General features: G+C 45.3%; 24 protein-coding genes and 1 tRNA gene. 5 read left to right on the forward strand and 20 right to left on the reverse strand.

Going from position 1 to position 23,503, the window contains the following annotated elements:
- Positions 1-2 precede the first annotated feature (2 nt).
- The 12 genes from rplV to H9653_RS07300 form a co-directional block, all read right to left on the reverse strand.
- Positions 3-332 carry a 50S ribosomal protein L22 gene (gene rplV / locus H9653_RS07245; RefSeq protein WP_068408473.1) on the reverse strand — a complete coding sequence of 110 codons (330 nt, stop codon included), beginning with the start codon at positions 330-332 and terminating at the stop codon, positions 3-5.
- Positions 333-342: 10 nt separating this feature from the next.
- A complete protein-coding gene (gene rpsS / locus H9653_RS07250) occupies positions 343-618 on the reverse strand; it encodes a 30S ribosomal protein S19 (RefSeq protein WP_010196682.1) in 276 nt (91 codons plus the stop codon).
- A gap of 12 nt (positions 619-630) precedes the next feature.
- Positions 631-1,458: a 50S ribosomal protein L2 gene (rplB, locus tag H9653_RS07255; RefSeq protein ID WP_068408475.1), complete on the reverse strand. Its 828-nt coding sequence runs from the start codon at positions 1,456-1,458 to the stop codon at positions 631-633.
- 11 nt (positions 1,459-1,469) lie between these two features.
- Positions 1,470-1,820 carry a 50S ribosomal protein L23 gene (gene rplW / locus H9653_RS07260; RefSeq protein ID WP_068408477.1) on the reverse strand — a complete coding sequence of 117 codons (351 nt, stop codon included), beginning with the start codon at positions 1,818-1,820 and terminating at the stop codon, positions 1,470-1,472.
- Positions 1,817-2,419, reverse strand: coding sequence for a 50S ribosomal protein L4 (gene rplD, locus H9653_RS07265; RefSeq protein WP_068408479.1), 603 nt, complete (start codon positions 2,417-2,419; stop codon positions 1,817-1,819). Before rplD ends, rplW begins: the two co-directional genes overlap by 4 nt.
- Before the next feature lie 14 nt (positions 2,420-2,433).
- Positions 2,434-3,072, reverse strand: a complete 639-nt coding sequence (gene rplC / locus H9653_RS07270) for a 50S ribosomal protein L3 (RefSeq protein ID WP_068408481.1) — start codon at positions 3,070-3,072, stop codon at positions 2,434-2,436.
- Between the two features lie 47 nt (positions 3,073-3,119).
- Positions 3,120-3,431 (reverse strand): 30S ribosomal protein S10, encoded by a 312-nt coding sequence (gene rpsJ / locus H9653_RS07275; protein WP_010196670.1) that lies wholly within the window; start codon positions 3,429-3,431, stop codon positions 3,120-3,122.
- Between the two features lie 428 nt (positions 3,432-3,859).
- Positions 3,860-5,452: an Rne/Rng family ribonuclease gene (locus tag H9653_RS07280; RefSeq protein ID WP_191691536.1), complete on the reverse strand. Its 1,593-nt coding sequence runs from the start codon at positions 5,450-5,452 to the stop codon at positions 3,860-3,862.
- 226 nt (positions 5,453-5,678) lie between these two features.
- Positions 5,679-6,365, reverse strand: coding sequence for a Maf family protein (locus H9653_RS07285; RefSeq protein WP_191691538.1), 687 nt, complete (start codon positions 6,363-6,365; stop codon positions 5,679-5,681).
- 65 nt (positions 6,366-6,430) lie between these two features.
- Positions 6,431-6,916, reverse strand: coding sequence for a rod shape-determining protein MreD (gene mreD / locus H9653_RS07290; protein ID WP_191691540.1), 486 nt, complete (start codon positions 6,914-6,916; stop codon positions 6,431-6,433).
- Between the two features lie 202 nt (positions 6,917-7,118).
- Entirely contained in the window at positions 7,119-7,979 is an 861-nt protein-coding gene (gene mreC / locus H9653_RS07295) for a rod shape-determining protein MreC (protein WP_102077546.1), read from the reverse strand.
- A gap of 245 nt (positions 7,980-8,224) precedes the next feature.
- A complete protein-coding gene (locus H9653_RS07300) occupies positions 8,225-9,262 on the reverse strand; it encodes a rod shape-determining protein (protein WP_414706782.1) in 1,038 nt (345 codons plus the stop codon).
- 689 nt (positions 9,263-9,951) lie between these two features.
- On the opposite strand from H9653_RS07300, the gene gatC reads away from it, so the two are divergent.
- The 4 genes from gatC (at position 9,952) to H9653_RS07320 (ending at position 13,554) form a co-directional block, all read left to right on the forward strand.
- A complete protein-coding gene (gene gatC / locus H9653_RS07305; RefSeq protein ID WP_191691543.1) occupies positions 9,952-10,266 on the forward strand; it encodes an Asp-tRNA(Asn)/Glu-tRNA(Gln) amidotransferase subunit GatC in 315 nt (104 codons plus the stop codon).
- Positions 10,267-10,334: 68 nt separating this feature from the next.
- Complete coding sequence (gene gatA / locus H9653_RS07310) at positions 10,335-11,837, forward strand: Asp-tRNA(Asn)/Glu-tRNA(Gln) amidotransferase subunit GatA (protein ID WP_144297883.1); 1,503 nt, start codon at positions 10,335-10,337, stop codon at positions 11,835-11,837.
- On the forward strand, positions 11,837-13,363 hold the full coding sequence (gene gatB, locus H9653_RS07315; RefSeq protein ID WP_191691545.1) for an Asp-tRNA(Asn)/Glu-tRNA(Gln) amidotransferase subunit GatB: 1,527 nt from the start codon (positions 11,837-11,839) through the stop codon (positions 13,361-13,363). Before gatA ends, gatB begins: the two co-directional genes overlap by 1 nt.
- 114 nt (positions 13,364-13,477) lie before the next feature.
- A tRNA-Pro gene (locus H9653_RS07320) sits at positions 13,478-13,554 on the forward strand.
- Positions 13,555-13,633: 79 nt separating this feature from the next.
- Here the strand turns inward: H9653_RS07320 and H9653_RS07325 are convergent.
- The gene (locus tag H9653_RS07325; protein WP_318242159.1) at positions 13,634-13,918 is read right to left on the reverse strand and encodes a monooxygenase; all 285 of its coding nucleotides are present in this window, start codon (positions 13,916-13,918) and stop codon (positions 13,634-13,636) included.
- 160 nt (positions 13,919-14,078) lie between these two features.
- Here H9653_RS07325 and H9653_RS07330 point away from each other — a divergent pair, with 160 nt between their 5' ends.
- Entirely contained in the window at positions 14,079-15,002 is a 924-nt protein-coding gene (locus H9653_RS07330) for a DUF1853 family protein (RefSeq protein ID WP_191691547.1), read from the forward strand.
- A gap of 33 nt (positions 15,003-15,035) precedes the next feature.
- Here the strand turns inward: H9653_RS07330 and H9653_RS07335 are convergent, their stop codons facing one another.
- The 7 genes from H9653_RS07335 to H9653_RS07365 all read right to left on the reverse strand — a co-directional run bounded on the left by H9653_RS07335 (position 15,036) and on the right by H9653_RS07365 (position 23,140).
- Entirely contained in the window at positions 15,036-15,566 is a 531-nt protein-coding gene (locus H9653_RS07335) for a DUF2726 domain-containing protein (protein ID WP_191691549.1), read from the reverse strand.
- Positions 15,567-15,895: 329 nt separating this feature from the next.
- On the reverse strand, positions 15,896-17,083 hold the full coding sequence (locus tag H9653_RS07340; RefSeq protein ID WP_191691551.1) for an SPOR domain-containing protein: 1,188 nt from the start codon (positions 17,081-17,083) through the stop codon (positions 15,896-15,898).
- Between the two features lie 275 nt (positions 17,084-17,358).
- Positions 17,359-18,726 (reverse strand): bifunctional tetrahydrofolate synthase/dihydrofolate synthase, encoded by a 1,368-nt coding sequence (gene folC, locus H9653_RS07345; RefSeq protein WP_191691553.1) that lies wholly within the window; start codon positions 18,724-18,726, stop codon positions 17,359-17,361.
- Positions 18,727-18,896: 170 nt separating this feature from the next.
- On the reverse strand, positions 18,897-19,859 hold the full coding sequence (accD, locus tag H9653_RS07350) for an acetyl-CoA carboxylase, carboxyltransferase subunit beta (protein ID WP_191691555.1): 963 nt from the start codon (positions 19,857-19,859) through the stop codon (positions 18,897-18,899).
- A 286-nt stretch (positions 19,860-20,145) separates the two neighbouring features.
- Positions 20,146-20,970, reverse strand: a complete 825-nt coding sequence (gene trpA / locus H9653_RS07355; protein ID WP_191691557.1) for a tryptophan synthase subunit alpha — start codon at positions 20,968-20,970, stop codon at positions 20,146-20,148.
- A gap of 112 nt (positions 20,971-21,082) precedes the next feature.
- Positions 21,083-22,357 (reverse strand): tryptophan synthase subunit beta, encoded by a 1,275-nt coding sequence (gene trpB, locus H9653_RS07360; RefSeq protein ID WP_225211652.1) that lies wholly within the window; start codon positions 22,355-22,357, stop codon positions 21,083-21,085.
- Positions 22,358-22,456: 99 nt separating this feature from the next.
- The gene (locus H9653_RS07365; RefSeq protein WP_190295464.1) at positions 22,457-23,140 is read right to left on the reverse strand and encodes a phosphoribosylanthranilate isomerase; all 684 of its coding nucleotides are present in this window, start codon (positions 23,138-23,140) and stop codon (positions 22,457-22,459) included.
- Between the last annotated feature and the right edge of the window lie 363 nt (positions 23,141-23,503).

Here is a 23,503-nt window from a genome sequence, read left to right on the forward strand (position 1 = left end):
ACTTATTCTCCTACCTTTATAGTGATGTGACAAGTACGCTTACTGATACGATCAGCGCGACCTTTAGCACGTGGTAGGATACGTTTTAGCGTAATGCCTTCATCAACGTAGATGGTTGATACTTTAAGAGTATCGATATCTAAACCGTTGTTGTGTTCGGCATTGGCGATGGCTGAGTCAAGACATTTCTTAACGAAAACAGCGCCTTTTTTATTACTATACGTTAGGATATCCAAAGCACGCTCGATAGATTTGCCACGAACTTCATCAGCAACGAGTCTAACTTTTTGTGCCGATATGGCGGCACCGCGTAATTTTGCAGTTACTTCCATGGTAAGCACCTTATCTCTTAGCTTTCTTGTCAATGCCATGACCACGATATGTACGAGTCGGGGCAAATTCACCTAGTTTATGACCAACCATCTGCTCGCTTACGATAACCGGTACGTGAGTACGGCCGTTGTGAACAGATAAGGTTAGGCCAACCATTTGTGGCAAAATCATCGAGCGGCGCGACCAAGTTTTAATTGGTTTGCGTGAGTTGGTGTCTAATGCATTCTCAACTTTAGCAAATAAGTGCGCGTCTATGAATGGACCTTTTTTCAATGAACGAGGCATGAAATTCTTCCTTTATTTCTTCTTGGCGCGGCGGCGGATGATCATACTGTCAGTACGCTTATTATGACGCGTTTTAAGTCCTTTAGACTTCTGACCCCAAGGGCTGGTTGGATGGCGACCTTTGTTACGACCTTCACCACCACCGTGTGGGTGATCAACCGGGTTCATAGCGACACCACGAACAGAAGGACGAACACCGCGCCAACGTGAAGCACCGGCTTTACCAAGTGATTTCAAGTTATTTTCAGTGTTAGAAACTTCACCAATAACAGCACGGCAATTCACGTGTACGCGGCGAGTTTCACCTGAGCGTAGACGTAGAATAGCATAAATACCGTCACGACCTAGTAGCTGAACGCTGGCACCCGCAGAACGAGCTAGCTGTGCACCTTTACCGATTTTAAGTTCGATATTGTGTATCACAGTACCCAATGGGATGTTTTTCAGTGGTAAGCAGTTACCTGGACGGATTGGAGAGTTCTCTCCTGACATGACGGTATCGCCAACTGCTTGTTTTTTAGCAGCAATGATATAGCGACGTTCGCCGTCAGCGTACTTAAGTAAAGCAATGTGTGCAGTACGGTTAGGATCGTATTCGATACGCTCAACCACAGCTGGGATATTGTCTTTAGTACGTTTAAAATCGATAATACGATAATGCTGCTTATGACCACCACCAACGTGACGAGTCGTGATGCGACCATTATTGTTACGACCACCTGACTTACTTTTTGATTCGAGAAGCGCTGCAAAAGGACGACCTTTGTAAAGGTGTGGATGCACCACTTTTTCAACAAAACGACGGCCTGGTGATGTTGGCTTTGCTTTTACGATAGGCATGAGTGTAATCCTTATTCGTTGTTCGCTGTTTCACTAGTAGAAGCAGTCGTGTTTGCGACTTCTTCACCAGCATCAGCCATTTGTACATCTTGACCAGCTTTTAAGGTAACGTAGGCTTTTTTATAGTCATTACGACGGCCGATATTTTTACCAAAACGCTTTGTCTTACCTTTAACATTCAAAGTGTTTACTTTTAAAACTTCAACGCCTTCGAACATCATCTCAACCGCTTTTTTGACTTCAAGCTTAGTAGCATTAGAGTCAACTTTAAATACCTGTACACCAAGTGAGTCGCCAAGCATTTGAGATTTTTCTGAGAATACAGGCCCTCTTAAGACCTGATAAAGTCTTGCGTTATTCATGCTAGTGCTTCCTCAAATTGTTTCGCAGCTTCAACTGACATGATTACTTTATCAAAAGCAATCAAGCTCACTGGATCCACTTCGTTTGTACCAAGTACATTGACGTGTGGGATGTTGCGCGCAGCTAAGTATAGATTTTCGTCAACTTCTTTGGTGACGATGAGTGCACGAGGTGCGCCCAAATCATTTAACTTTGCAATCAGCTCTTTGGTCTTAGGACCAGAAACGCTTAGCTCTTCAACCAAAATCAAACGCTCTTGGCGAATCAATTCGGCTAGGATGCACTGCATCGCACCGCGATACATTTTGCGGTTAACTTTCTGTGACCAATCTTGTGGTTTGGCTGCGAATGCACGACCACCTGAACGCCAGATTGGGCTACGAATAGAACCTGCACGAGCGCGACCAGTACCTTTTTGGCGCCATGGCTTGATGCCACCACCAGAAACTTCGGCACGGGTTTTCTGAGCGCGTGTACCTTGACGAGCACCAGCAAGATATGCGGTGACGACCTGATGCACTAATGCTTCGTTGAATTCACGACCGAAAGCCGTATCAGAAAGCTCAACTGCCGCCCCTGTAACTGTTTTTAAATCCACGTTAATCCCCTTGCTTAGGCTTTGACTGACGGACGTACGATGACATCGCCACCGGTGGCACCTGGGATAGCACCCTTGATGACAAGTAACCCTTTTTCAACATCAACCGATATCACTTCTAGGCCCTGAACGGTAACGCGTTTGTTACCCATTTGACCTGGCATTTTTTTGCCTTTGAAGACTTTACCTGGTGACTGGTTTTGACCAGTTGAACCAAGGACACGGTGAGACACTGAGTTACCATGAGTGGCATCTTGCATGCTAAAGTTGTGACGCTTTACGCCGCCTTGAAAGCCTTTACCTTTACTCTGTCCTGTGACATCTACAATCTGACCTTGTTCGAACAAGTCAGCTAGGATCTCACCACCAATTTCACGACCTTCAAGATCGCTGTCATTGGCACGAAATTCCCATACACCACGGCCAGCTGCAACGCCAGCTTTAGCGAAGTGACCTTTCTGTGCAGCAGTTACGCGGCTGTCACGACGAGTACCTGTGGTAACTTGAATGGCTTGATAGCCATCTACATCAGTATTTTTTACTTGAGTAATGCGGTTAGCATGGACCTCAACCACTGTAACAGGAATAGATTCGCCTGCTTCAGTGAAGATACGGGTCATGCCGCATTTTTTACCGACTAAACCGATCGCCATTTTAGACCTCTTTATATCTTATATTAATGGGTTGGGTGTGTTTTGCATTAACCCAAAGCAATTTGAACGTCAACACCCGCCGCTAAGTCTAACTTCATTAGCGCATCCACAGTTTTGTCGGTAGGCTGAACGATATCAACCATACGCTTGTGAGTACGGATTTCGTACTGGTCACGAGCGTCTTTATTAACGTGTGGTGAGGTTAGAACGTTGAAGCGCTCAATGCGAGTCGGCAACGGTACAGGACCACAAACTTGCGCACCGGTGCGCTTTGCAGTATCAACGATCTCTTGTGCAGATTGATCAATCAGACGATGATCAAAAGACTTAAGACGGATACGGATTCTCTGGTTAGCCATGCCAGCAAGCTCCTAATATGTGCTTTTGTCATTCTTGCTTTGCAAAGATATGAGCAAAAGCCGTTTGGTTAAATATTCACTTTAAGCGGCCTTCTGTTCTTAACCAGAATGAGTTCGTTACCGGAACTTATAGCGTGCCAAAAGCAAAATAGTTTAAAGCCCCGCCGACCCTTCCATTATAGGATGTCAGCAAAGGCATAATGAAATAGTGCTAGAAACGATGCTCTAGCTGTCATAGCGCCAGCTGTTTAATTGGCTGCGCATATATAATTCAGTGGTGTGTATTATACATAGTATTTCGCTCATTGCAAGAGTAATATCGGCGGTGTTTTGAGATATCCCCCTTTATAAACAAGCGCTTTTATCAATAATTTTCTTATCAAAACCTCAATTAAGATACTTTATAATGGTATAAATTTACTCTATCATTAATCTAAAACGATGTCATATTGCTCTTGGGTATAGAGATTTTCGACCTCAAAGGTAATCACTCTACCTAATAGATACTCTAAATCTGCGACGGTGTCTGATTCGGTGGTCAATAGTAAGTCAATGACGGCAGCATGGGCAACCACAGTGAATTTCTTGGGCGAGTTATAAGTTCGCGCACAGCGCATAATCTCGCGAAATATCTCAAAGCAAACGGTTTCGGCCGTTTTAACAAAGCCGCGACCCTGACAGGTTGAGCAAGGTTCACATAGCTGCTGTCCAAGCGACTCACGGGTACGTTTACGCGTCATTTCAACCAGCCCAAGCTCACTGACTTGGGTAATTTTGGTTTTGGCGTAGTCTTGCGCTAGCTGCGCTTGCAGGCTCTCTAAAATATCATCTTTATGCTGCTGCTCAAGCATATCAATAAAATCTAAGATAATAATGCCGCCAAGGTTTCTTAGGCGTAATTGCCGTGCAATAGCGTGGGTGGCCTCTAAATTGGTTTTATAAACGGTATCTTCTAACGAGCGCCCACCGACAAAAGAGCCAGTATTGACATCGATGGTGGTCATGGCTTCGGTTTGATCGATAATCAGATAACCGCCAGACTTTAAATCGACACGACGTTTTAGGGCATCACGCAAATCATCCTCGACACGGTGGACATCAAACAAGGAAGGCTCGGCGGTATAATGCACAATACGGTCGTAGACGAAAGGCACAAACTCTTTAGCAAAATAACGGACTTGCTCATAGATTTGCGCGTTATCAATCACCACTTTTTCGGTATCGGCATGCACCAAGTCACGAATGGAGCGTAGCGGCAGTGATAATTCTTGATAAATAAGCTCAGAGCTTTGATTTGGTTTTGTTTCTTGGCGACGGGCACAAATGGTGCGCCAGAGCTGCAATAGATAGTAGATATCTTCTTCGAGTTTATCGACTGGCACGCGCTCAGCAGCGGTGCGCGCAATCAGCCCACCTTGTAGATTGACCGTTTGCATCAGGCTCGCCAGTTCAGTTTTGAGACGAGTACGTTCTTCTTCGCCATCAATACGCTGCGAGATACCGATATGGTCACTCGATGGCAGATAGACCAAGTAACGTGATGGTAGCGATATATTGGTAGTTAAACGCGCGCCCTTGCTACCAAGCTGGTCTTTGGTCACTTGTACTAAGATACGTTGGCCTTCGTGCAGTCGATGCTGGATAAGAGATTTTGTAACGGCTACAACCTCGGTGCTGTGCGCACTGATCACAGGCGGCGTGACCGCCAAATCATCAGCGGTAGCTTCGATAACAGGACGTTGGTTATTGGTGTTTTCTGAGGTCTTATTTTTGCTCTCGCTAACAGGACGCGGTTCGCGCTGCATGTCATTGACATGTAAAAACGCTGTGCGTGACTGGCCGATGTCGACAAAAGCTGCCTGCATACCCGGAAGCACGCGTACTACCGTGCCCAAATAAATATTGCCGACCAAGCCCAGTTTATGATGACGCTCGATATAAATCTCGCCCAACACCCCGTTATCTAACACGGCGACGCGCGATTCCATGGGACTAATATTAATCAGCAGCTCTTCGGACATAATATTTTCTCTTAGCACTCAGCTTTCTTGTGAAGCGTTCATCGTTTGGTAGCCTCACAGTGTACCAAATGCACCTTGGGTTTGCCCATTATCCTAGCGTGTCATTATGTGCAGATAATTGAGTGATAGCCATTTGCCATCTCATGTAAGACCAACCATTTAATTATCCTACATCAAATACGCTCTACTCTAACCTATTTATTTGCCCAGTTTATTTCTTCAGTGCTTAGGCTTTATCGTTGGCGCTGATAGCCGTGATATTTTTAATCAACGCCACAGTTTGTGCCAGCGGTAAACCAACCACATTGGTATAGCTGCCATTAATGCGGCTTACCCAGGCGGCGCCCAAACCCTGAATACCGTAGCCACCAGCTTTATCAGCAGGCTCGCCGCTGTCCCAATAGTTTTCCATCATCTCTTCGGTTAAAGGAATAAAGGTGACATCGGTGCGCTCAGTGATTTGTTGTTGATTCACGATTTGAAATGCTCTGCCGGAGTTTGGAGAGCTTGAAGGCTTAACAGATAACAATACTTGAGTTGCTTGCACTGCTGTCCATACTTGGTGGGTGACATCAGACATCTGTTGCCACATGCGATAAGCGTCTTCACGGCTGTCAGGCTTGACCAATACCGTTTTGCCATCGGCTAAGACGCCAATGGTATCAGCGGTTAAAATAATTAGAGATGCAGATAAATCAGTTTGCCTGTCGTTTAACTTTTTATTTAGCTTTTTATTCAATTGCTCTAGCGCCGCTTCTGCTTTGCTAGCAACCATACGTTCAATGTAATCTTTAGGAGATTCATTCACATGCGGCGTCTCATCAATATCGACGCTCATGACCGTAAAGTCGAGTTGCGCTCTGGTTAGCAGCTCATGACGCCGCGGCGAGCCAGACGCTAAAATGAGATTCATTGTGTTAACTCTTATTTTATAAATTTATGGTTTTTCAGCTTTATGAAACAAATAAATGTAAAAAACTAGCGGGCAAATCTCCGTAATGTCAATAACACCAATGGCCAGCTGATGATACTCATAAATAAGGATAAGGCAGATTGCGCAACAAAGGTATTTTGGATAAAGAGTTGCAATATCCATAAGCTGACTTGGAAAACAACCAATCCTAAGCTTGCAATAAGCCAAGCGCTAATGGTATTAAGCTGTCTGATATAGATACTGGTGATTTTGATGACCATCGCTACCATAACGGCGGCGAACGCTTGCTGACCTAAGTGGGTATCCATTAATAAATCGGCGATAATACCAATAGCAAAGGCGCTGAAAATCCCGACATAGCGCGGCTGAAACAGTAACCAAAAAATCAGCACCATGACCATGACCATTGGGCGCAGGGCGGCCATACTTGGGCTTAAAGGATAGACGCTCAGCGATGAGGCAATAATAAAACTCAGTATAATCAAGGCCGGGAGTACGCCAGTTGCATCATCAAAATCCGCGTATGCCATGAATACTTACCTTTAGCGAGAGTTTAGCAGCTATTTAATCGTTCATTTAATATTGAAAAGAGTAGCAGCGCTAGTTGACCAAATAATTTTGAATACTATTTATCTTATCTGTCTATCCAGACGTCTATGTAAATATCTGTGCAAATGTCTATGCTATAAATAATGACGCGCAATGTGGACTTATGAGTAAGCTGACAAGCCCTTAGTTTTCTTTAATACCGGCATTTCTTCTATTAACCAGTTTATCTTGCAGCACCAATACATAGGCATTGTCGATAAAGTTTGCCGCTGGCGTGACTTCAATACTTCTAAAGTTATCTTCTTGCGTGTCTTCGACATGGGCGATACGACCAACGCGATAGCCCGCCGGAATACGTCCGCCCAAGCCTGAAGACACCAGCTCATCGCCGACGCGCACATCTGAGGTTTTAAAGACGTAGTTAAGGCGTAATGAGGTCGGTATGCCCTCGCCCGTGACAATAGCCCGCTGTCCGGTACGTTTGACGGTCACAGCAACCGATTGCTGCTCATCGGTAATCAGCAATAAGCGACTGGTATTAGGATAGACATTAATAATCTGACCTAAAATGCCCACTTCATCGATGACCGTTTGACCAACTTGCACGCCATCTTGCTCGCCTTTATTAAGTACCACAATTTGCCTGAGCAGATTGGTATCCGTTCCAATCACTTGCGCTAGGTTTAAATCAAATTGCTCAGGGCGCGTGGTCGATAAGATACCTTGCAAACGCGCGTTCTGTGCCAAGACATAATCCTGCTGCTGCAGCTTAGCTTGGGCATGGATAAGTTGCGTTTTTAGCTGCATGTTTTCACGGCGTAGCGCTTCTTTCGACTGCAAGCTGCCGCTCGACCAGTGTTTTGCATAACTTGGTAATAACGACAGCTCATAAATAGGCTGCATGGCGGCATGGGTGGTCGAGCGTATCGGCTTAAACCATTCTGGATTTTTGCTATCAAACCACATCAATACCAGCGCCACTATCAATACGATAGCAGTCTTACGAAGCGCGAGCGGCTGACGAGCAAAAATACTTGGAATCATAATTGGTCTAATTTAGAGGTTTTAAGGTGAGCAATAGCTGCGACGCGCCATAAGAGCAACAAATATCAGCCTATAGCGTCAGTTTAAAATAATGTCGATATATTATTAGCGACGTTTAGCTGATATCGTACTGCTATCGCATTTTGGTATGGCTAAATGTCATTAAAGGCAACCTTATTGGCTACCTTTAATAAGAAAAAACAAATAGGATCAAACAATTTTTATAGCGCTTTAATATTCACAACTTAAACAAAAATCATATTTAGGCTTTTGTTGTTGATAAAATCAAGCGCAATACCGCCGCCACGGCTGACACAAGTTAATGGCTCTTCAGCGACCGTCACAGGCAGACCGGTTTCTTTAGAGATAAGCTTGTCTAAATCACGCAGCAATGCACCGCCGCCGGTTAAGACAATACCGCGCTCAGCGATGTCTGATGACAGCTCAGGTGGCGTCTGTTCAAGTGCTGCTTTTACCGCGCTCACAATGCCACTTAATGGGTCGCTGAGAGCCTTTTGTACTTCTTCTGAATTGACCGTAAAGGTCTTTGGTACGCCTTCTGCCATGCTGCGACCGCGAACTTCAACTTCTAATTGGCTGTCTTCATTTAATGCCGAACCCACCTCTTGCTTGATACGCTCAGCGGTGGTTTCACCAATCACGCAGCCATGCGTACGGCGCACATGAGTAATAATCGCTTCATCAAACATATCGCCGCCGATACGAATCGACTCGGCGTAGACGCAGCCTGACAGTGCGATAACAGCAATCTCAGTCGTGCCGCCGCCGATATCAACGACCATTGAACCACTGGCTTCATGCACGGGCATGCCCGCACCGATAGCGGCAGCCATTGGCTCTTCTAACAACAAGACTTTGCTCGCGCCAGCCGACGATACCGCTTCACGAATCGCTTTACGCTCAACCAACGTCGATTTGCAAGGCACACAAACCACCACGTTGGGCTGCGCCATAAAACGCTTGGCTTTTACTTTAGTGATAAAATGCTTGAGCATTTTTTGTGTCACTTCAAAGTCTGCAATCACGCCATCTTTTAATGGGCGAATAGCCGTGATGTTGGCAGGCGTACGACCTAGCATCTGTTTGGCATCAATACCAACGGCGGCGACGGTAGGGTTTTGGGTACGATTACTACGTAGCGCGACCACTGTAGGCTCGTCGAGCACCACCCCTTTACCAGGAATAAAGATAAGGGTGTTCGCAGTACCGAGGTCGATTGCGATATTATTTGATAAAAATCCAAACGGGTTCATGGCTAATATATCCAGCGTATTACAAATGAGGCGAATGAGGCGAACGAAATTGACTGAGGGTTACTCGTCAGTGTTGAGCAGGTCGTCGTAAGACGTGACCGATGGCGCGAGTTTATCATCGCAGCAAGTCAAACCGAAGCAATAATGATGAAATGAAAAAACTGAGCTAAATTATACCGATTTAGCTCAAAAAAAACACAGAAATTTGCATCAGTACGCTAGGATTTTGCCGTTAAACGCGAAAAGATGTTACAAAGTTTGAAATGACAGAGCAGAGCATGGCATTTAATGAAACATCATTTAATTCAAACACTAACAAGGCGCGATCACCAAGTATTATTGCTGCGGCGGGTCTTGCTAAAGCATTTAAAGGCATTTACTTAACGTTTCGCTGAGCAGTGGCTGCATACTGTAACGTATTTCTGAACGCAATGCTGAGCAATTGACAATCAATCCATAACTATTGGGTCAATTTTGTAATGCTCTTTATTTGAACAAAGTTAGTAAAGATACAGCAGCAATCGATGCCCTGCTCTGTAATCTTCGGTGAGATGCTTTATAATAAAGGCACTCTTTATAAAATACTCAGGTAGATTGTTTATTTGCGTGTATTTTAAACATTATTACTTTATTCAGTTATTAGTCATTACCTATTTTTATCCCTACTCTAATAAAAACTATCCTTCACTGGAGAAACTATGTCACAGCAAACCCTCGCCGCTGAAAGCAATGTCAGCCGCAAAGAAATCTTAGAAGTTGCCCGCCTTGCACGCCTCGGTGTTGATGAAGACACCGCCAGCAGCTACGCCGACGATATCAGCGACGTATTAAAATTGATGCAAACGCTTGGTAGTGTCGACACCACTGGTATCAAACCTTTATCAAACATTCATGAAGTTTGCCAAGATTTGCGCGCCGATGTCGCCAAACACGATATCAATCGCGAGCGCAATCAATCGGTCGCGCCTACCGTAGAAGCAGGTTTATACCTTGTGCCACAAGTGATTGAATAATTGCCCCAATAATTTTTACCGTATTTCACTTTATTTAATGTTATTCACATTTTGACGGACGACACCTTATGTCTGAACTTCACCTTTTAAGTACCCAGCAGCTGATTACGGGCTTGCAAGACAAGCAATTTAGCAGTGCAGAATTAACTGAGCACTATATCAAGCGTATCGACGCGCTCGACAGTAAGATCAACAGCTTTATCACCCACACCTCCGAAACCGCGCGCGCGCAAGCACAAGCCGCTGATGAGATGCGTGCCCAAGGTGACAAGCGTCCCCTGCTTGGTGTGCCGATGGCGCATAAAGATATCTTTTGTACCCAAGGTGTCTTAACGACTTGTGGCTCAAAAATGCTGCATAACTTTGTGTCACCTTATGATGCCACTGTCGTCACCAATATCAATAAAGCCGGCATGATTAGCCTTGGTAAGCTCAATATGGATGAGTTTGCGATGGGCTCGGATAATGAGAGCTCGCATTATGGCGCGGTACACAATCCTTGGAATCTTGAGCGCGTCCCAGGTGGCTCATCAGGTGGTAGTGCCGCTGCCGTTGCCGCAGGGTTTGTTCCGGTTGCTACTGCCAGCGATACTGGTGGTTCTATCCGTCAGCCTGCTTCATTTTGTGGTTTAACCGGTATCAAACCAACTTATGGTCGTATCTCGCGCTTTGGTATGATTGCTTATGCGTCAAGCCTTGACCAAGCGGGTAGCATGGGCCGCAGTGCTATGGACTGTGCGTATCTGCTACAACCGATGATTGGTCACGACCCACGCGATGCCACTTCTATCAAGCATGATATGCCAGATTACGTGCAAGACTTAAATGATGCCGTCACAACTGCTGGCGACAACGCCAAGCCATTAGAAGGCTTACGTATTGGCGTGGCAAAAGAGTACTTTACCAAAGGCTTAGATGCTGAGGTTGAGCAAGCGGTACGTGCAGCGCTAAAACAATACGAAGCGCTTGGTGCGACGATTGTAGAGGTCAACATCACTGACCCTGAAATTACCCTTGCGACTTATTATATGCTCGCCCCTGCTGAAGCATCATCGAACCTATCACGTTTTGATGGTGTGCGTTTTGGCTATCGCTGTGACAACCCAACCGACCTGCTCGATTTATATACGCGCTCACGCTCAGAAGGCTTTGGCCCTGAAGTACAACGTCGTATTTTGACCGGTACTTATGCGCTATCCGCGGGTTACTTTGACGCCTATTACACTAAGGCTCAAAAAGTACGCCGACTCATCGTACAAGACTTTGAAGACGCTTTTAACAATTGTGATGTCATCGCCAGTCCAACCGCGCCGACCGCAGCTTATAAACTTGCTGAAGACCTTGATCCTGCAACCATGTATTTGGGGGACGTATATACCATTGGTGTTAACTTAGCGGGTTTACCTGCGCTTAGTCAGCCGGTTGGGTTAACCACAAACGGTTTGCCTATTGGTTTGCAATTGATTGGTCAATATTGGCAAGAAAGCAAACTGCTCTCTACCGCCCATCTATTCCAGCAGCATACCGACCACCATTTACAACACTCTACCATCGCGAAGGAGACGGTATAATGAACACAGCAACTACTACTGATAATGCCGCTCAGCAAGATATCGTCCGCAAAGAGCTGTTCGTCGATGGCTATGAAGTAGTCATCGGGATTGAGATTCATTGCCAACTTAATACTGAAAGTAAGATATTTTCCAGCGCGCCGACTGACTTTGGTCATGAGCCAAATACCCAAGCCAGTATCGTTGATTTAGGCCTGCCTGGCGTATTGCCTGTATTGAATACGGGCGTCGTCGATCGCGCCTTAAAATTTGGTATTGGCGTCAATGCTGAGTTGGGATTATTTAACACCTTTGACCGTAAAAACTACTTCTATCCAGATTTGCCTAAAGGCTATCAAATCACCCAAATGGCCAACCCCATCGTTGGCAAAGGTTACATCGATGTGGTGGTCAATGAAGGCGAAAAAAACGAATATCCGAAACGTATGGGTATCACCCGCGCGCACCTAGAAGAAGATGCGGGTAAATCCGTGCACGATGCCGTCGATGGTATGACGGGCGTTGACCTTAACCGCGCAGGTACGCCACTTATCGAAATCGTCTCTGAGCCTGATATGCGCTCAGCTGCCGAAGCGATTGCTTACATCAAAGCCATTCACCAGCTGGTCACATGGCTTGGTATCTCAGATGCGATTATGGCAGAAGGCTCATTCCGCTGCGACTGTAACGTCTCTGTGCGTAAACCGGGCGCAGATTTGGGAACACGTACGGAGTTGAAAAACCTCAACTCATTCCGCTTTATCGAACGCGCCATCAATCGTGAAATCGAGCGTCAAATCGACATCATCGAGGACGGCGGTAAAGTTATCCAAGCGACGATGCTATACGATCCTGAGCGTGATGAAACCCGCACCATGCGTACCAAAGAAGACGCCAACGACTATCGCTATTTTCCTGACCCTGACTTATTGCCAGTGCGTATCGAGCAGCATACGGTCGATGCCATCAAGGCTGCGATGCCCGAATTGCCTGTTGCTCGCCGTGCACGCTTTGAAGAAGCGCTTGGACTATCAGAATACGACGCTCGCATCTTGACCGGTAGCCGTACGCTCGCCGATTATTTTGAAAATGTCGTCGCTGAGGTCGGGCAACAAGACGCCAAAATGGCAGCTAACTGGGTCATGGGCGATCTACTCGGTGCTCTTAATAAAGATGATAAAGACATTGCCGACTCGCCCATCAGCGCCAAACAATTGGCTGGCATGCTGGCACGTATCAAAGATGACACTTTATCGGGCAAATTAGCTAAAAAAGTCTTTAGTGCGCTTTATGAGCGCGAAGGCGGCGATGCTGATGACGCTGCTGATAAAATCATCGAAGAAAAAGGGCTTAAGCAAGAAACCGATACGGGCGCAATTAAAGCCATCGTTGAAGACGTTATTGCCAAAAACCAAGCGATGGTCGACGAGTATCGCGGCGGTAAAGAAAAAGCCTTTAACGGTTTGGTTGGGCAAGTGATGAAAGCCAGCCGCGGCAGTGCCAACCCGCAACAAGTCAACCAAATCCTAAAAGAATTACTAGGTTAAGGTTGAATAACTATGTATGCAACTGACTGTGATAAGTAAAATGCCATTGTAGATTTTGACTAAAATAAATAGCCCTTGCAATATGCATAATTTTGCGTAAAATAGTCAGTCATTCGGGGCGTAGCGCAGTCTGGTAGCGCACTACACTGGGGGTGTAGTGGTCGCAGGTTCAAATCCTGCCGTTCCGACCAAACATAGTAGTTAAACAAAAAAGCCAACCATTGATATCAATGGTTGGCTTTTTTTATGCTCATTATTCTTCATAAAGTATTACAAAGACGCTTTAGTAATCGCACTTAGCGCTTCATTGATAACAAAGATTTTGGATTTGATATCTTTAAAACCAAATGAAGTCAGTCTTTGGCTATGCTTTTCTAAATATCTGTTGGCATCGTCCAAATTATCAAACACATAAATCCCGCCCGCTTCTTGCGTTGCTTCATTTTCTGTCCATAGCTTATAGACCAGACCGTTTACGGTTGCGATATCTTCAGCCAACTCTTTCATGGCATCAAAAAACGCACTACCAAAAGGACCGCTATAAGGAAAGTCGATTTACAAAAGGTACTTCATAACTTAATCCTCTGTATTATTAAAGGGTTGGCAATCATATATTCTGCCAGATGACTACAATCTTAACATATTACGATTCGCTATAGACTTTTAGTAAGCAAGTCGCTAGGGTAAATACTTTATATTTACTCTGGTTTGTCCTATGTCTGAGCTTACGCCGCGCCTTGATAGCTATGCACCTTGGGAAGCTTATCGGCGACCTTTTGTGCGTGATTTGGCGTATGTACTCGCCTGCCCTAACGTCTTGACGACGTGGTTGGATTTCGCACCGCATCAAACTACCCACAAAGTTGCAATACATAGCGCAGACTTTTGGCAACAGCAGTTTGAAGCTTATAAGCCGCGTTTAAAAGAGTTGGATACCACCAATGACTATCAGGCATTAACCCGCTATTTATTAAAACGTCCTAGCCCCAATCGCTTGGGTTTTCACTTTGAAGGATTGTTATCGTTTTGGCTAGAAGATGGCTTTGCACGCAAATTACATCGGTACGAGACGCTTGCCAATAACGTGCAGTTATACAATGGCAAGCAGACAACAGGCGAGCTGGATTTGATTTTGTATAATCATGAAGACAATCTGGTTGAGCATTGGGAGCTGGCGATTAAGTTTTTTATGGGTTCAGCGCCGTTTGCGCCGATAAATTGGGTCGGTATCAATTCTAACGACAATTTACAGCGCAAAATGACCCACATGCAAACCAAACAGTTTCGTACGGTGTGGGTCGAGACTAAAAGTCATGGCCAAGTGAAGATTGATAAGCGTTATGGCGTCATTAAAGGACGTTTCTTTTTGCCAGTTGGCACTCATAATTTTAATTACCCTGCGTGGCTAGCGCCAAGCTTTCCGATGCACGAATGGTGCGATAAAGCTGATAATGCCACGCTTGCAACGATTGATGTAACTGCATTACGCGCCGCTCATTATATTGAATGGTTTAGCAAGCGCGACTTTTATGACAATCGGCTGTTACCACTTATCTATTCTGAAAACGGTGTTTTAAGAATAGGATTATATTTTGAAGGTGACAGGCCGATTGTGATTTATCCTAAAAAGCTTGGCTAAGCAAAAGATAAAGGTTAAGTTTTTATTATAACCTCAATAACTCTCAATCACCTGCATCAGTTCATATCTGAGCATATCGGCACTCGGCATGCGTTCGGCATGAAAGCGCACGATAGCAATACCGGCACTGGCAAGCGCTTTATCCTTTTTATCATCCGCCTTTTGCCGCGCTTTACTATTATGCGTCCAATCATCAAGCTCGATGGCCAGCAAGGTAGTCTGCGCATCGATATCCACGATGACATAGTCGACGCTTTGGCGACAAATGCGATTGAACCAAAAGCTACGCTCCGAGGTTTCGTCACTGTTTGCTTCAATGATACGAGACAGCTGAACTTGGACAAAGATATGATATTCGGGCAAGGCATTTTTTAACTTTTTAAAGAAGATAACTTCCGTATCAGTCATAATAGGCATGGGCGCAAATGGCCAAATAGCCAGATCATCACCGCGCACAGGTGGTGGCTCAGGCTCAGTGGCCTGCTTATCAGAAAACAGTTTTGGCAGGGTGATCAGCCCGACAAATCCAACTGCCAATATTAAAAATATAACGCCAAATGACATGGTTTTACCTTATACATAATGAAAGCCGTCAGCTACGTAGAGGATGTCATTAAATAAAATGACGAAACATAGCTAACCGCGGCAGGGCAGCCTTTATAGGCTGACAGGTTATACAGTACAGAAAAGAAAAGAACAGGAAGAAACAGAAAATAGCGGCGCACATCGTAACCAAGCTGGCCCCAATCGGCAAACGATAAAACGAAAAACACGACAATAGATGTCGTGTTAAAAAATTTAGTGAGAATGATAAAAGTGAAAACGGGCGTAGTTAAAATTGTGCGGTTTATTTAGCGCTAATGGCTATCAGATTGCAGCAATTTAAATTTATTTTAGCGCCAGTATAAAACCCAAGCACTTGTCGTATTAACTTTCGGGTCGCTATTAATCTTATCTTTTAGCGCCAAAGCGGCCACTTTACCGCGTTCAGGACCGACGATGACGCGCACACCACGACTGGTAGGACTGGTTTTGACTTGATAGCCTGCTGATTGGAATTTTTTTGCCAACTCATCCGCTTTGGCTTGGTCATTCGCCAGTGCCACTTGTACACCAAAACTGCCTTTAGCATCGGTTTCTTTCACTTCTTTACGCGCTTCGTTCAGTTTCTGCTGCGCTTCACGCTTGGCATCGGCCGATTTCTTGGCTAACGCTTCTTCTTTTTGACGCTTTTCTTCACGCGCTTTTTCAGCCGCTGCTGCTTCACGTGCTAAGCGATCAACCTGCTGACGCGATGGGATGGTGATATTCTGACCCAGTTGTAGCGAGGTCGACGGTGAAAGGTTATTCGCTTGTGCCAAGACTTCTACGGGCATATTGTGTTGCCGTGCCAGTTTAATCAGCCCATCACCCTTTTTGACCTGATAATCCGTAGGCGATTTTGGCACCTCATTTTTAGCGATTTCTGCAGCTTTTTGTTTTTTCTCAGCTTCAGCCTGTTTTTTAGCCTCTGCCTGCTTTTTTGCTTCCGCTTCCTTTTTACTCTCTGCTAGCTTTTTAGCTGCTGCTTGTTCTTTCAGCTTGGCTTCTTGTTGCGCTTGAGCCACTTTTTGCTGCTCACGGGCGCTATTATCACTCTCAGTTGCCGTGGCAGTATTATCGCTATCTGTACTAGATTTGGTCGCGGTCGCCGTGTCTTGTTCAGCGTCTTTACTCTCCTCGGCTTCTTTATCTTTAGCAGGTGCGGTGCTTGCCAAATATTGCTGACTTTCGGCGCGCGCTTTGGCCAATGCTTGCGCTTCAGCCGCCTCTTGCTCACTTAAAAATTGCTGTGCACGTCTTTCTTGCTCTGCTACGCGGGCGGCGCGCTCTTTTTGCTTTTGTGCCAAGATGCGCTTTTCAGTCTCGATATCAGTCGTCAAGGGTTGTGGAGATTCTTGCGCCGGGCTTTGTTTTTCTATCATCGCTGAAGCAGGTTTTGTTTTATTGCTATCGCCAATTTGTTGCACCATGGCGTACAGCATCACGCTACCGCCGATAATCATCCCAATGCCCAATAAGGCTTGCCTCGAAAAGTTCATCCGTTTACGTCTCTTAGTTGGTAATAAGGTTGATTGAGCGGCGCAACTATCGTCCCAAGCTATGTTTATATAGCTTTAATAAACAATTTTGAAACTTAATATCGCCGCCAGCTACGTCCAGCCATTTTTAAATGCTAAGTCAAGCTGTACATATCCATTTTAATTTGTACATAACATTGTATTGCAGTATGTTAAAGCAGTTTGATTATAAAGCATATTTTTTATACTGTCTGCTATCATGCTTCTCCCAAGACTAACATTAAATCATTATGATTTTAATTTAAATTATCAGCAGCAAGCGCCGCTAGCGCCTCGCCAATTGTATGGAACGAGCCACATACCACGATTAAGTCTTGCGCTTGACTACCCTTTATAACGGCAGCGGTGGCTTCTGATAAGCGTCTAAACTCATGTATTTGCGCACTATCAACATAACTCGTTAAGATGCCTTGTAGCTTCTCAGTGCTGGCTGCACGTGGATAATCAATCTCAGCGATAAACCAATCGCTAATCGGCAAGCCCGCTTCAGTCAAACGCTGCACGACTTTATTGATATCCTTATCGCCCAACATAGAAAACAGTATTTTAATGTTGGCAGGCCTGCTACTTAAGTTTTCGTAACTATTTTGTTTAGCCAAATGCTGCTGCCAAAGCGGTAATAATTGCGCCAACAAAAACTCAACGCCTTGCTCGTTATGCGCCACATCAAACAGCCAATGGCGATTATGGGTCTCACGATAGTCAAAGCGACCGGCAAGCTTGACCGTTCGCAATGCCTGTTCGATAGCATTTTTATTAATATTCAATGGGCTTGCCAGCACCGCTGATAAGGCATTGGCTGAGTTAGTCAATGACAGTGCGGGGCGTGGTAGTTGCATAGTGACAGCGGCATTACTGTATTGCCAAACGTCGGTATCTACTTCACGATAATCAAAGTCTTGCCCAGCTTGATAACAAGTTGCCTGATGCGTATCAATCGCTTGCTGTACACTCGCTGGCATCGCCTTATCGCCATAAATTAAGGTAATGCCATCGCGTAAAATACCTGCTTTTTCACGGCCGATATCTTCGACATTATCGCCTAGCCAATCGACATGATCGATAGCGATATTGGTAATCACTGCCATATCAGGGTCAATAATATTGACCACATCTAAGCGACCGCCGAGTCCCACTTCTATTACCCAGACATCACAATCTGCTTCAGCAAAGATTAATAATGCTGCCAATGTTGTCATCTCAAAAAATGATAAGGTTAAAGCGCACTGTAACCTTGCCGCCTCTACTTTGCTAAAGGCATCAATCAAGGTCTCATCGCTGACCATCTCGCCATTGATACGCACACGCTCGTTAAATACACTTAGATGCGGTGATTGATACAGCGCGGTTTTATACCCTGCCGCTTGGCACATTTGCGCGACGACCGCGGTCGTTGAGCCTTTGCCATTGGTGCCCGCTACGGTAAATACATAAGCATCGTCTTTGGCTGACTGTACCACGCCTAACGCCTCAGCAACCGGCAATACGCGCGACAAGCCCATATCTATCGCCGAGACATGAATCTGCTGCATATAATCAAGCCATTCGGTCAAATTCGAGTGCTCAGTAGGAATATTAGAATTAGAAACGATAGAGTCAGACATGGGCGGAACCTATATGGAATTTTTCGGGAAAATAGAGAATGAGAAAATGGTTAAATAAGAAATAGAGACAGTATATAACTACCTAGCCAAAAAGCAAAAATAGCATTTATCGTGATTGACGATAAATGCTATTAATTAATAACGAGCTCAATTACCTGTTTGCTAAGCTGCTAAGCATCAACATTAGGCACGCGGCATAGTTTTGCCAGCAGACGGTAAATGGTATCAATAAGCTGATGACGATGTACCACTTCATCAACCACGCCATGCTCTAACAAGAACTCGGCACGCTGGAACGGCTCTTCTAGCGTCTCGCGCACCGTTTGTTCAATCACGCGCTTACCTGCAAAGCCAATCATGGCTTTTGGTTCTGCCAAATGAATATCGCCAAGCATAGCAAGCGATGCCGTCACCCCGCCATAGACAGGATTGGTCAATACTACGATATATGGCACACCAGCTAAGCGCAAACGCTCAATCGCCGCTGCCGTACGAGCCATTTGCATCAAGGATAGCAGACCCTCTTGCATACGCGCGCCGCCAGAGGCCGCAAAGCAGACTAAGGGTACTTTATCTTTAAGGGCTTTTTCAGCGGCTTCTACAAAACGGTCGCCGACCACCGAGCCCATAGAGCCACCCATAAAACGGAAGTCAAAGGCACACGTCACGATATCAAGATTGCGCAATTTACCGTACATCACAATCAGCGCTTCAGACTCACCGGTCTTGTCCTGTGCTTCGGTCATGCGCTGCGGATACGGCTTACTATCCACAAAGCTCAATGGATCTTTGGCAGTGAACTGCTGTCCTAGCTCACCCTCTACTTGATCGAGCAGCCAGTTTAAGCGCTCACGAGCACTCATCGGTAAATGATGGTCACAATGCGGGCAGACATAGCAATTAAAAATCAGCGCCGTATTGGTAATCATCGAATGACAGCTGCTACACTTGGTTGACGGTTCAGTTTCGACAGCCGTCAAAGGTGCAGTCAGTTGCTGTTTAATACCCGGTATCGGGCGCTCAAACCATGATTGCCCAGCGGAACTGCCATTTTTTTCAGTCGTGCTTGTTTCAGTATTATTTGCAGTGGTCATATCAGGTTTTGTTATCGTATCAGTCATAATGTTCGCCATTATCAAAGGCTTATCGACAAGTTGGCCAAGTCGGTTTAATTGGCTTAGTCTCTTGTCCCTAAGAAGTCCGTTTATAAGAATCAATTTAAAAGTCACATAGCCTTAAACATCAGCAGTTATAAAGCACGCTTATGCGCAACTGTAACAATTTATATGTGATGTTAGTTTACACACGTAAACTAACTTTAGCAAAGTCATTTGCCTGTGTCTTTATAAACATTGTTATAAAAATTGCGCTGACCTTCTAAGCCTTTCAAATTTAGATACCAATAAACTCGATATAATATTAGGCGGTTAAACTATCAAGTGCGCCGCGTAACTCGTCCATTTTTGCCATAATTTTTTGCTGAGCAGCTGCGACCGCAGTCGCATCTTTAGCATCGATATCAGCAAAGTTTTGCACCAGCGCACTACCGACGATAATACCATCGGCGTGCTGACCGATCGCTTTGGCAGAGGCCGCATCACGAATACCAAAGCCCACACATACTGGCAAATCGGTCTCGGCTTTAATCGCTTGTACTTGGGTTGCCACATCATCGGTATCGAGCGTCGCCGAACCGGTCACGCCTTTTAACGACACATAGTAAATATAACCACCGCAATGGGTCAGAACTTGCTCGCGGCGCTCAGGCAAAGTGGTCGGCGATAATAAAAAAATCTCATTCATCGCATGCTCAGTCAAATGCTGCGTAAAGCTGCCCGCCTCTGCTGGTGGTAAATCAACCATTAAAATCCCATCGACGCCTGATTGCTCGCATAAAGCGACAAAATTGTCATAACCGATGATTTCCACGGGATTCAGATAGCCCATTAAAATGATGGGTGTTTGCGTATCTTGCTTGCGGAATTCTGCCACCATGTTTAGCGCATCACGCGTACTGGTACCGGCTGCTAACGCGCGCTCACCAGCTGATGCAACAGTTGGGCCATCCGCCATTGGATCAGAAAACGGCAAGCCTACTTCAATCATATCTGCGCCATGCTTAACCAAGTCATGTAGTAAGCCAACAAAGTTAGCAGGGGTTGGATCGCCTGCCATGACATAAGGAATCAGGGCTTTTTTATTTTGGGCTTTTAAAGTTTCAAACGTACTTTCAATTCGGGTCATAGTGATTCTCTACAATTAATTCAAACTGGCTATATTGGCTCTATATATATTAAAAAGAGCCAATCAATTTATTTTATAAAAGTGGATTTATAGGGTGCAGTACAATACGTGGCTACAACTCAATCCCTTCTGCCTTCATTACTGAATGCAAATCTTTATCACCGCGACCTGACATATTGACGATAATACTTTGCGCAGGCGTCATGGTTTTAGCCAGCTTCAGCGCGTAGGCGACCGCATGAGCGGATTCAAGCGCAGGGATAATCCCTTCTTTACGTGTCACTTCATGAAAGCCCTCTAGCGATTCTTTATCGGTACAGCCAACATATTCAACACGCTTCATGTCTTTTAAGAAGCTGTGCTCAGGGCCAACGCCCGGATAATCAAGACCCGCTGAGATAGAATGCGTCTCTTGGATTTGGCCTTCATCATCTGCCATCAGGTAAGTACGATTGCCATGCAGCACACCGATACGGCCAGCGGCCAATGGCGCTGAATGTCGACCCGTTTCTATGCCGTCACCTGTCGCTTCGACGCCATACATTTTGACCTCAGTATCGTTTAAAAAATCAAAAAACAGACCAATCGCATTTGAGCCACCACCGACACAGGCAACCAAAGCATCAGGTAATTTTCCCGTTTTTTCTAAATGTTGAATACGCGCTTCTTTACCGATAATCGCTTGGAAATCACGTACCAGTAGCGGATAAGGGTGCGGCCCTGCAACCGTGCCAATGATATAATAAGTCGTATCAACGTTGGTCACCCAGTCGCGCATGGCCTCGTTCATGGCGTCTTTCAGCGTCCGCGAACCTGAAGTCACTGGCACCACTGTCGCACCAAGCAAACGCATACGATAGACGTTCATCTTTTGGCGCTCGACATCATCGGCACCCATATAAACGATACACTCTAACCCTAGGCGCGCAGCAATCGTTGCCGTCGCAACGCCATGTTGTCCCGCCCCAGTTTCGGCGATGATACGCTTTTTACCGCACATTTTGGCAAGTAGCGCCTGCCCGATGGTGTTATTTACCTTATGCGCGCCCGTATGATTTAAGTCTTCGCGTTTAAAATAAATCTGCGCGCCACCAATCTCATTACTCAAGCGCTTGGCATGATAAAGCGGGGTTGGACGACCGACATAATTGACCAAATCGTTATGATACTCTTCCCAAAACGCCGGATCGGCTTTTACTTTGGTATATAAGGTTTCAAGCTCTTCAAGCGCTGCCATCAGGGTTTCAGACACAAAACGACCGCCATGCACACCGAAATGTCCGCGCGCATCAGGATATTGGTTAAAGTCTTGTACGTTTTCTGGATTGGTAAAGGTATTGATAGCTTTAGCAGTAGCAGATACATCTTTGTTTGCGACATGACTCATGATAATTCCTACTATAATAAGTGGTATTTTTTAGAATAAATAAAGGGAAGGGTTTTAGGTAATGAGCTATTTAATAAATATAAATCCACCGTTAAAAAGCTAATTACTGTTATTCGAAGGTTCGCTCGGCGTCTCGTTTTGCCATCGGTCGCGTTTAACTGCTTTCATAAAGGCACGCATTTTGGCAGCGTCTTTTTTACCTTTGCCCGACTCAATACCGCCACTGACATCGACGGCATAAATCGGCAGCTCTAAAGTAGCAGCGACATTGTCGGCATCAAGCCCGCCCGCTAAAATAATAGGCAGCGAGCTGTCTTGCGGTAGCAAACTCCAGTCAAAACGTGCACCTGTGCCGCCATACTTATGAGGATGGTAAGCATCGAGCAAAATACTGTTCGCGCCAGCAACAGCAAACTCATCAATTTGAGCGCTTACGCCAGCAGTGGTGTGCTGCTCGGTATTAATACGTAAGGCTTTTATCCAGCGTTTATTGACCGCGCTTGCCAGCTGCTGACACTGTTCGGGCGTTTCATCACCGTGAAATTGAATGATATCAAAAGGGACATGGTTTGCCAGTTCAATAAGTTCTGCTCGCGGCATATTGACCACCAAGGCCACGACACTGATAAAAGCGGGCAAAGAAGCACTTAGCAATTGCGCCTGCTCAATAGTAACAGCGCGCGGACTTGGTGGATAAAACACCAAGCCGACGGCATCGACACCCAACTGAGCAGCCATTTTAATATCACTAGGCTGGGTAAAACCACAAAACTTCACCTGCATAATGTGACCTTAGATATAACATAAAATAGACATGACACTAAATATAACGTTGATAGATTGGCTCGAATACATAGATGACGATAAATATTGATTGCCAACGCTAAAAAGCAAATATGATGATTTGTTAATTGAATGGCAAATCCATTGCATCCAAAAACTTATCCTAGCATACTTTTATTCACAGTTTTGTTTATGATTGCGATTGATTAATATAGGAAAGGTAGAATGTCTAAAACGGTGGCGGCAACGTCTCAGCACATTGCTAGCAATAATACGACGAGTGCAAACCGTTCCAAAAATCTTACTCAAACCTAGCCAATATTGACTATTAGATAGGTTTGACGTTTTCTTTCTGCTTCATTG

This window comes from Psychrobacter communis, assembly GCF_014836505.1.
GTDB lineage: Bacteria > Pseudomonadota > Gammaproteobacteria > Pseudomonadales > Moraxellaceae > Psychrobacter > Psychrobacter faecalis.

Coding starts and splice junctions, on each gene's coding strand:
- rplV (WP_068408473.1), bottom strand. CDS start 332: ATGGAAGTAACTGCAAAATTACGCGGTGCCGCCATATCGGCACAAAAA.
- rpsS (WP_010196682.1), bottom strand. CDS start 618: ATGCCTCGTTCATTGAAAAAAGGTCCATTCATAGACGCGCACTTATTT.
- rplB (WP_068408475.1), bottom strand. CDS start 1,458: ATGCCTATCGTAAAAGCAAAGCCAACATCACCAGGCCGTCGTTTTGTT.
- rplW (WP_068408477.1), bottom strand. CDS start 1,820: ATGAATAACGCAAGACTTTATCAGGTCTTAAGAGGGCCTGTATTCTCA.
- rplC (WP_068408481.1), bottom strand. CDS start 3,072: ATGGCGATCGGTTTAGTCGGTAAAAAATGCGGCATGACCCGTATCTTC.
- rpsJ (WP_010196670.1), bottom strand. CDS start 3,431: ATGGCTAACCAGAGAATCCGTATCCGTCTTAAGTCTTTTGATCATCGT.
- H9653_RS07280 (WP_191691536.1), bottom strand. CDS start 5,452: ATGTCCGAAGAGCTGCTGATTAATATTAGTCCCATGGAATCGCGCGTC.
- H9653_RS07285 (WP_191691538.1), bottom strand. CDS start 6,365: ATGAATCTCATTTTAGCGTCTGGCTCGCCGCGGCGTCATGAGCTGCTA.
- mreD (WP_191691540.1), bottom strand. CDS start 6,916: ATGGCATACGCGGATTTTGATGATGCAACTGGCGTACTCCCGGCCTTG.
- mreC (WP_102077546.1), bottom strand. CDS start 7,979: ATGATTCCAAGTATTTTTGCTCGTCAGCCGCTCGCGCTTCGTAAGACT.
- gatC (WP_191691543.1), top strand. CDS start 9,952: ATGTCACAGCAAACCCTCGCCGCTGAAAGCAATGTCAGCCGCAAAGAA.
- gatA (WP_144297883.1), top strand. CDS start 10,335: ATGTCTGAACTTCACCTTTTAAGTACCCAGCAGCTGATTACGGGCTTG.
- gatB (WP_191691545.1), top strand. CDS start 11,837: ATGAACACAGCAACTACTACTGATAATGCCGCTCAGCAAGATATCGTC.
- H9653_RS07330 (WP_191691547.1), top strand. CDS start 14,079: ATGTCTGAGCTTACGCCGCGCCTTGATAGCTATGCACCTTGGGAAGCT.
- H9653_RS07335 (WP_191691549.1), bottom strand. CDS start 15,566: ATGTCATTTGGCGTTATATTTTTAATATTGGCAGTTGGATTTGTCGGG.
- H9653_RS07340 (WP_191691551.1), bottom strand. CDS start 17,083: ATGAACTTTTCGAGGCAAGCCTTATTGGGCATTGGGATGATTATCGGC.
- folC (WP_191691553.1), bottom strand. CDS start 18,726: ATGTCTGACTCTATCGTTTCTAATTCTAATATTCCTACTGAGCACTCG.
- accD (WP_191691555.1), bottom strand. CDS start 19,859: ATGGCGAACATTATGACTGATACGATAACAAAACCTGATATGACCACT.
- trpA (WP_191691557.1), bottom strand. CDS start 20,970: ATGACCCGAATTGAAAGTACGTTTGAAACTTTAAAAGCCCAAAATAAA.
- trpB (WP_225211652.1), bottom strand. CDS start 22,357: ATGAGTCATGTCGCAAACAAAGATGTATCTGCTACTGCTAAAGCTATC.
- H9653_RS07365 (WP_190295464.1), bottom strand. CDS start 23,140: ATGCAGGTGAAGTTTTGTGGTTTTACCCAGCCTAGTGATATTAAAATG.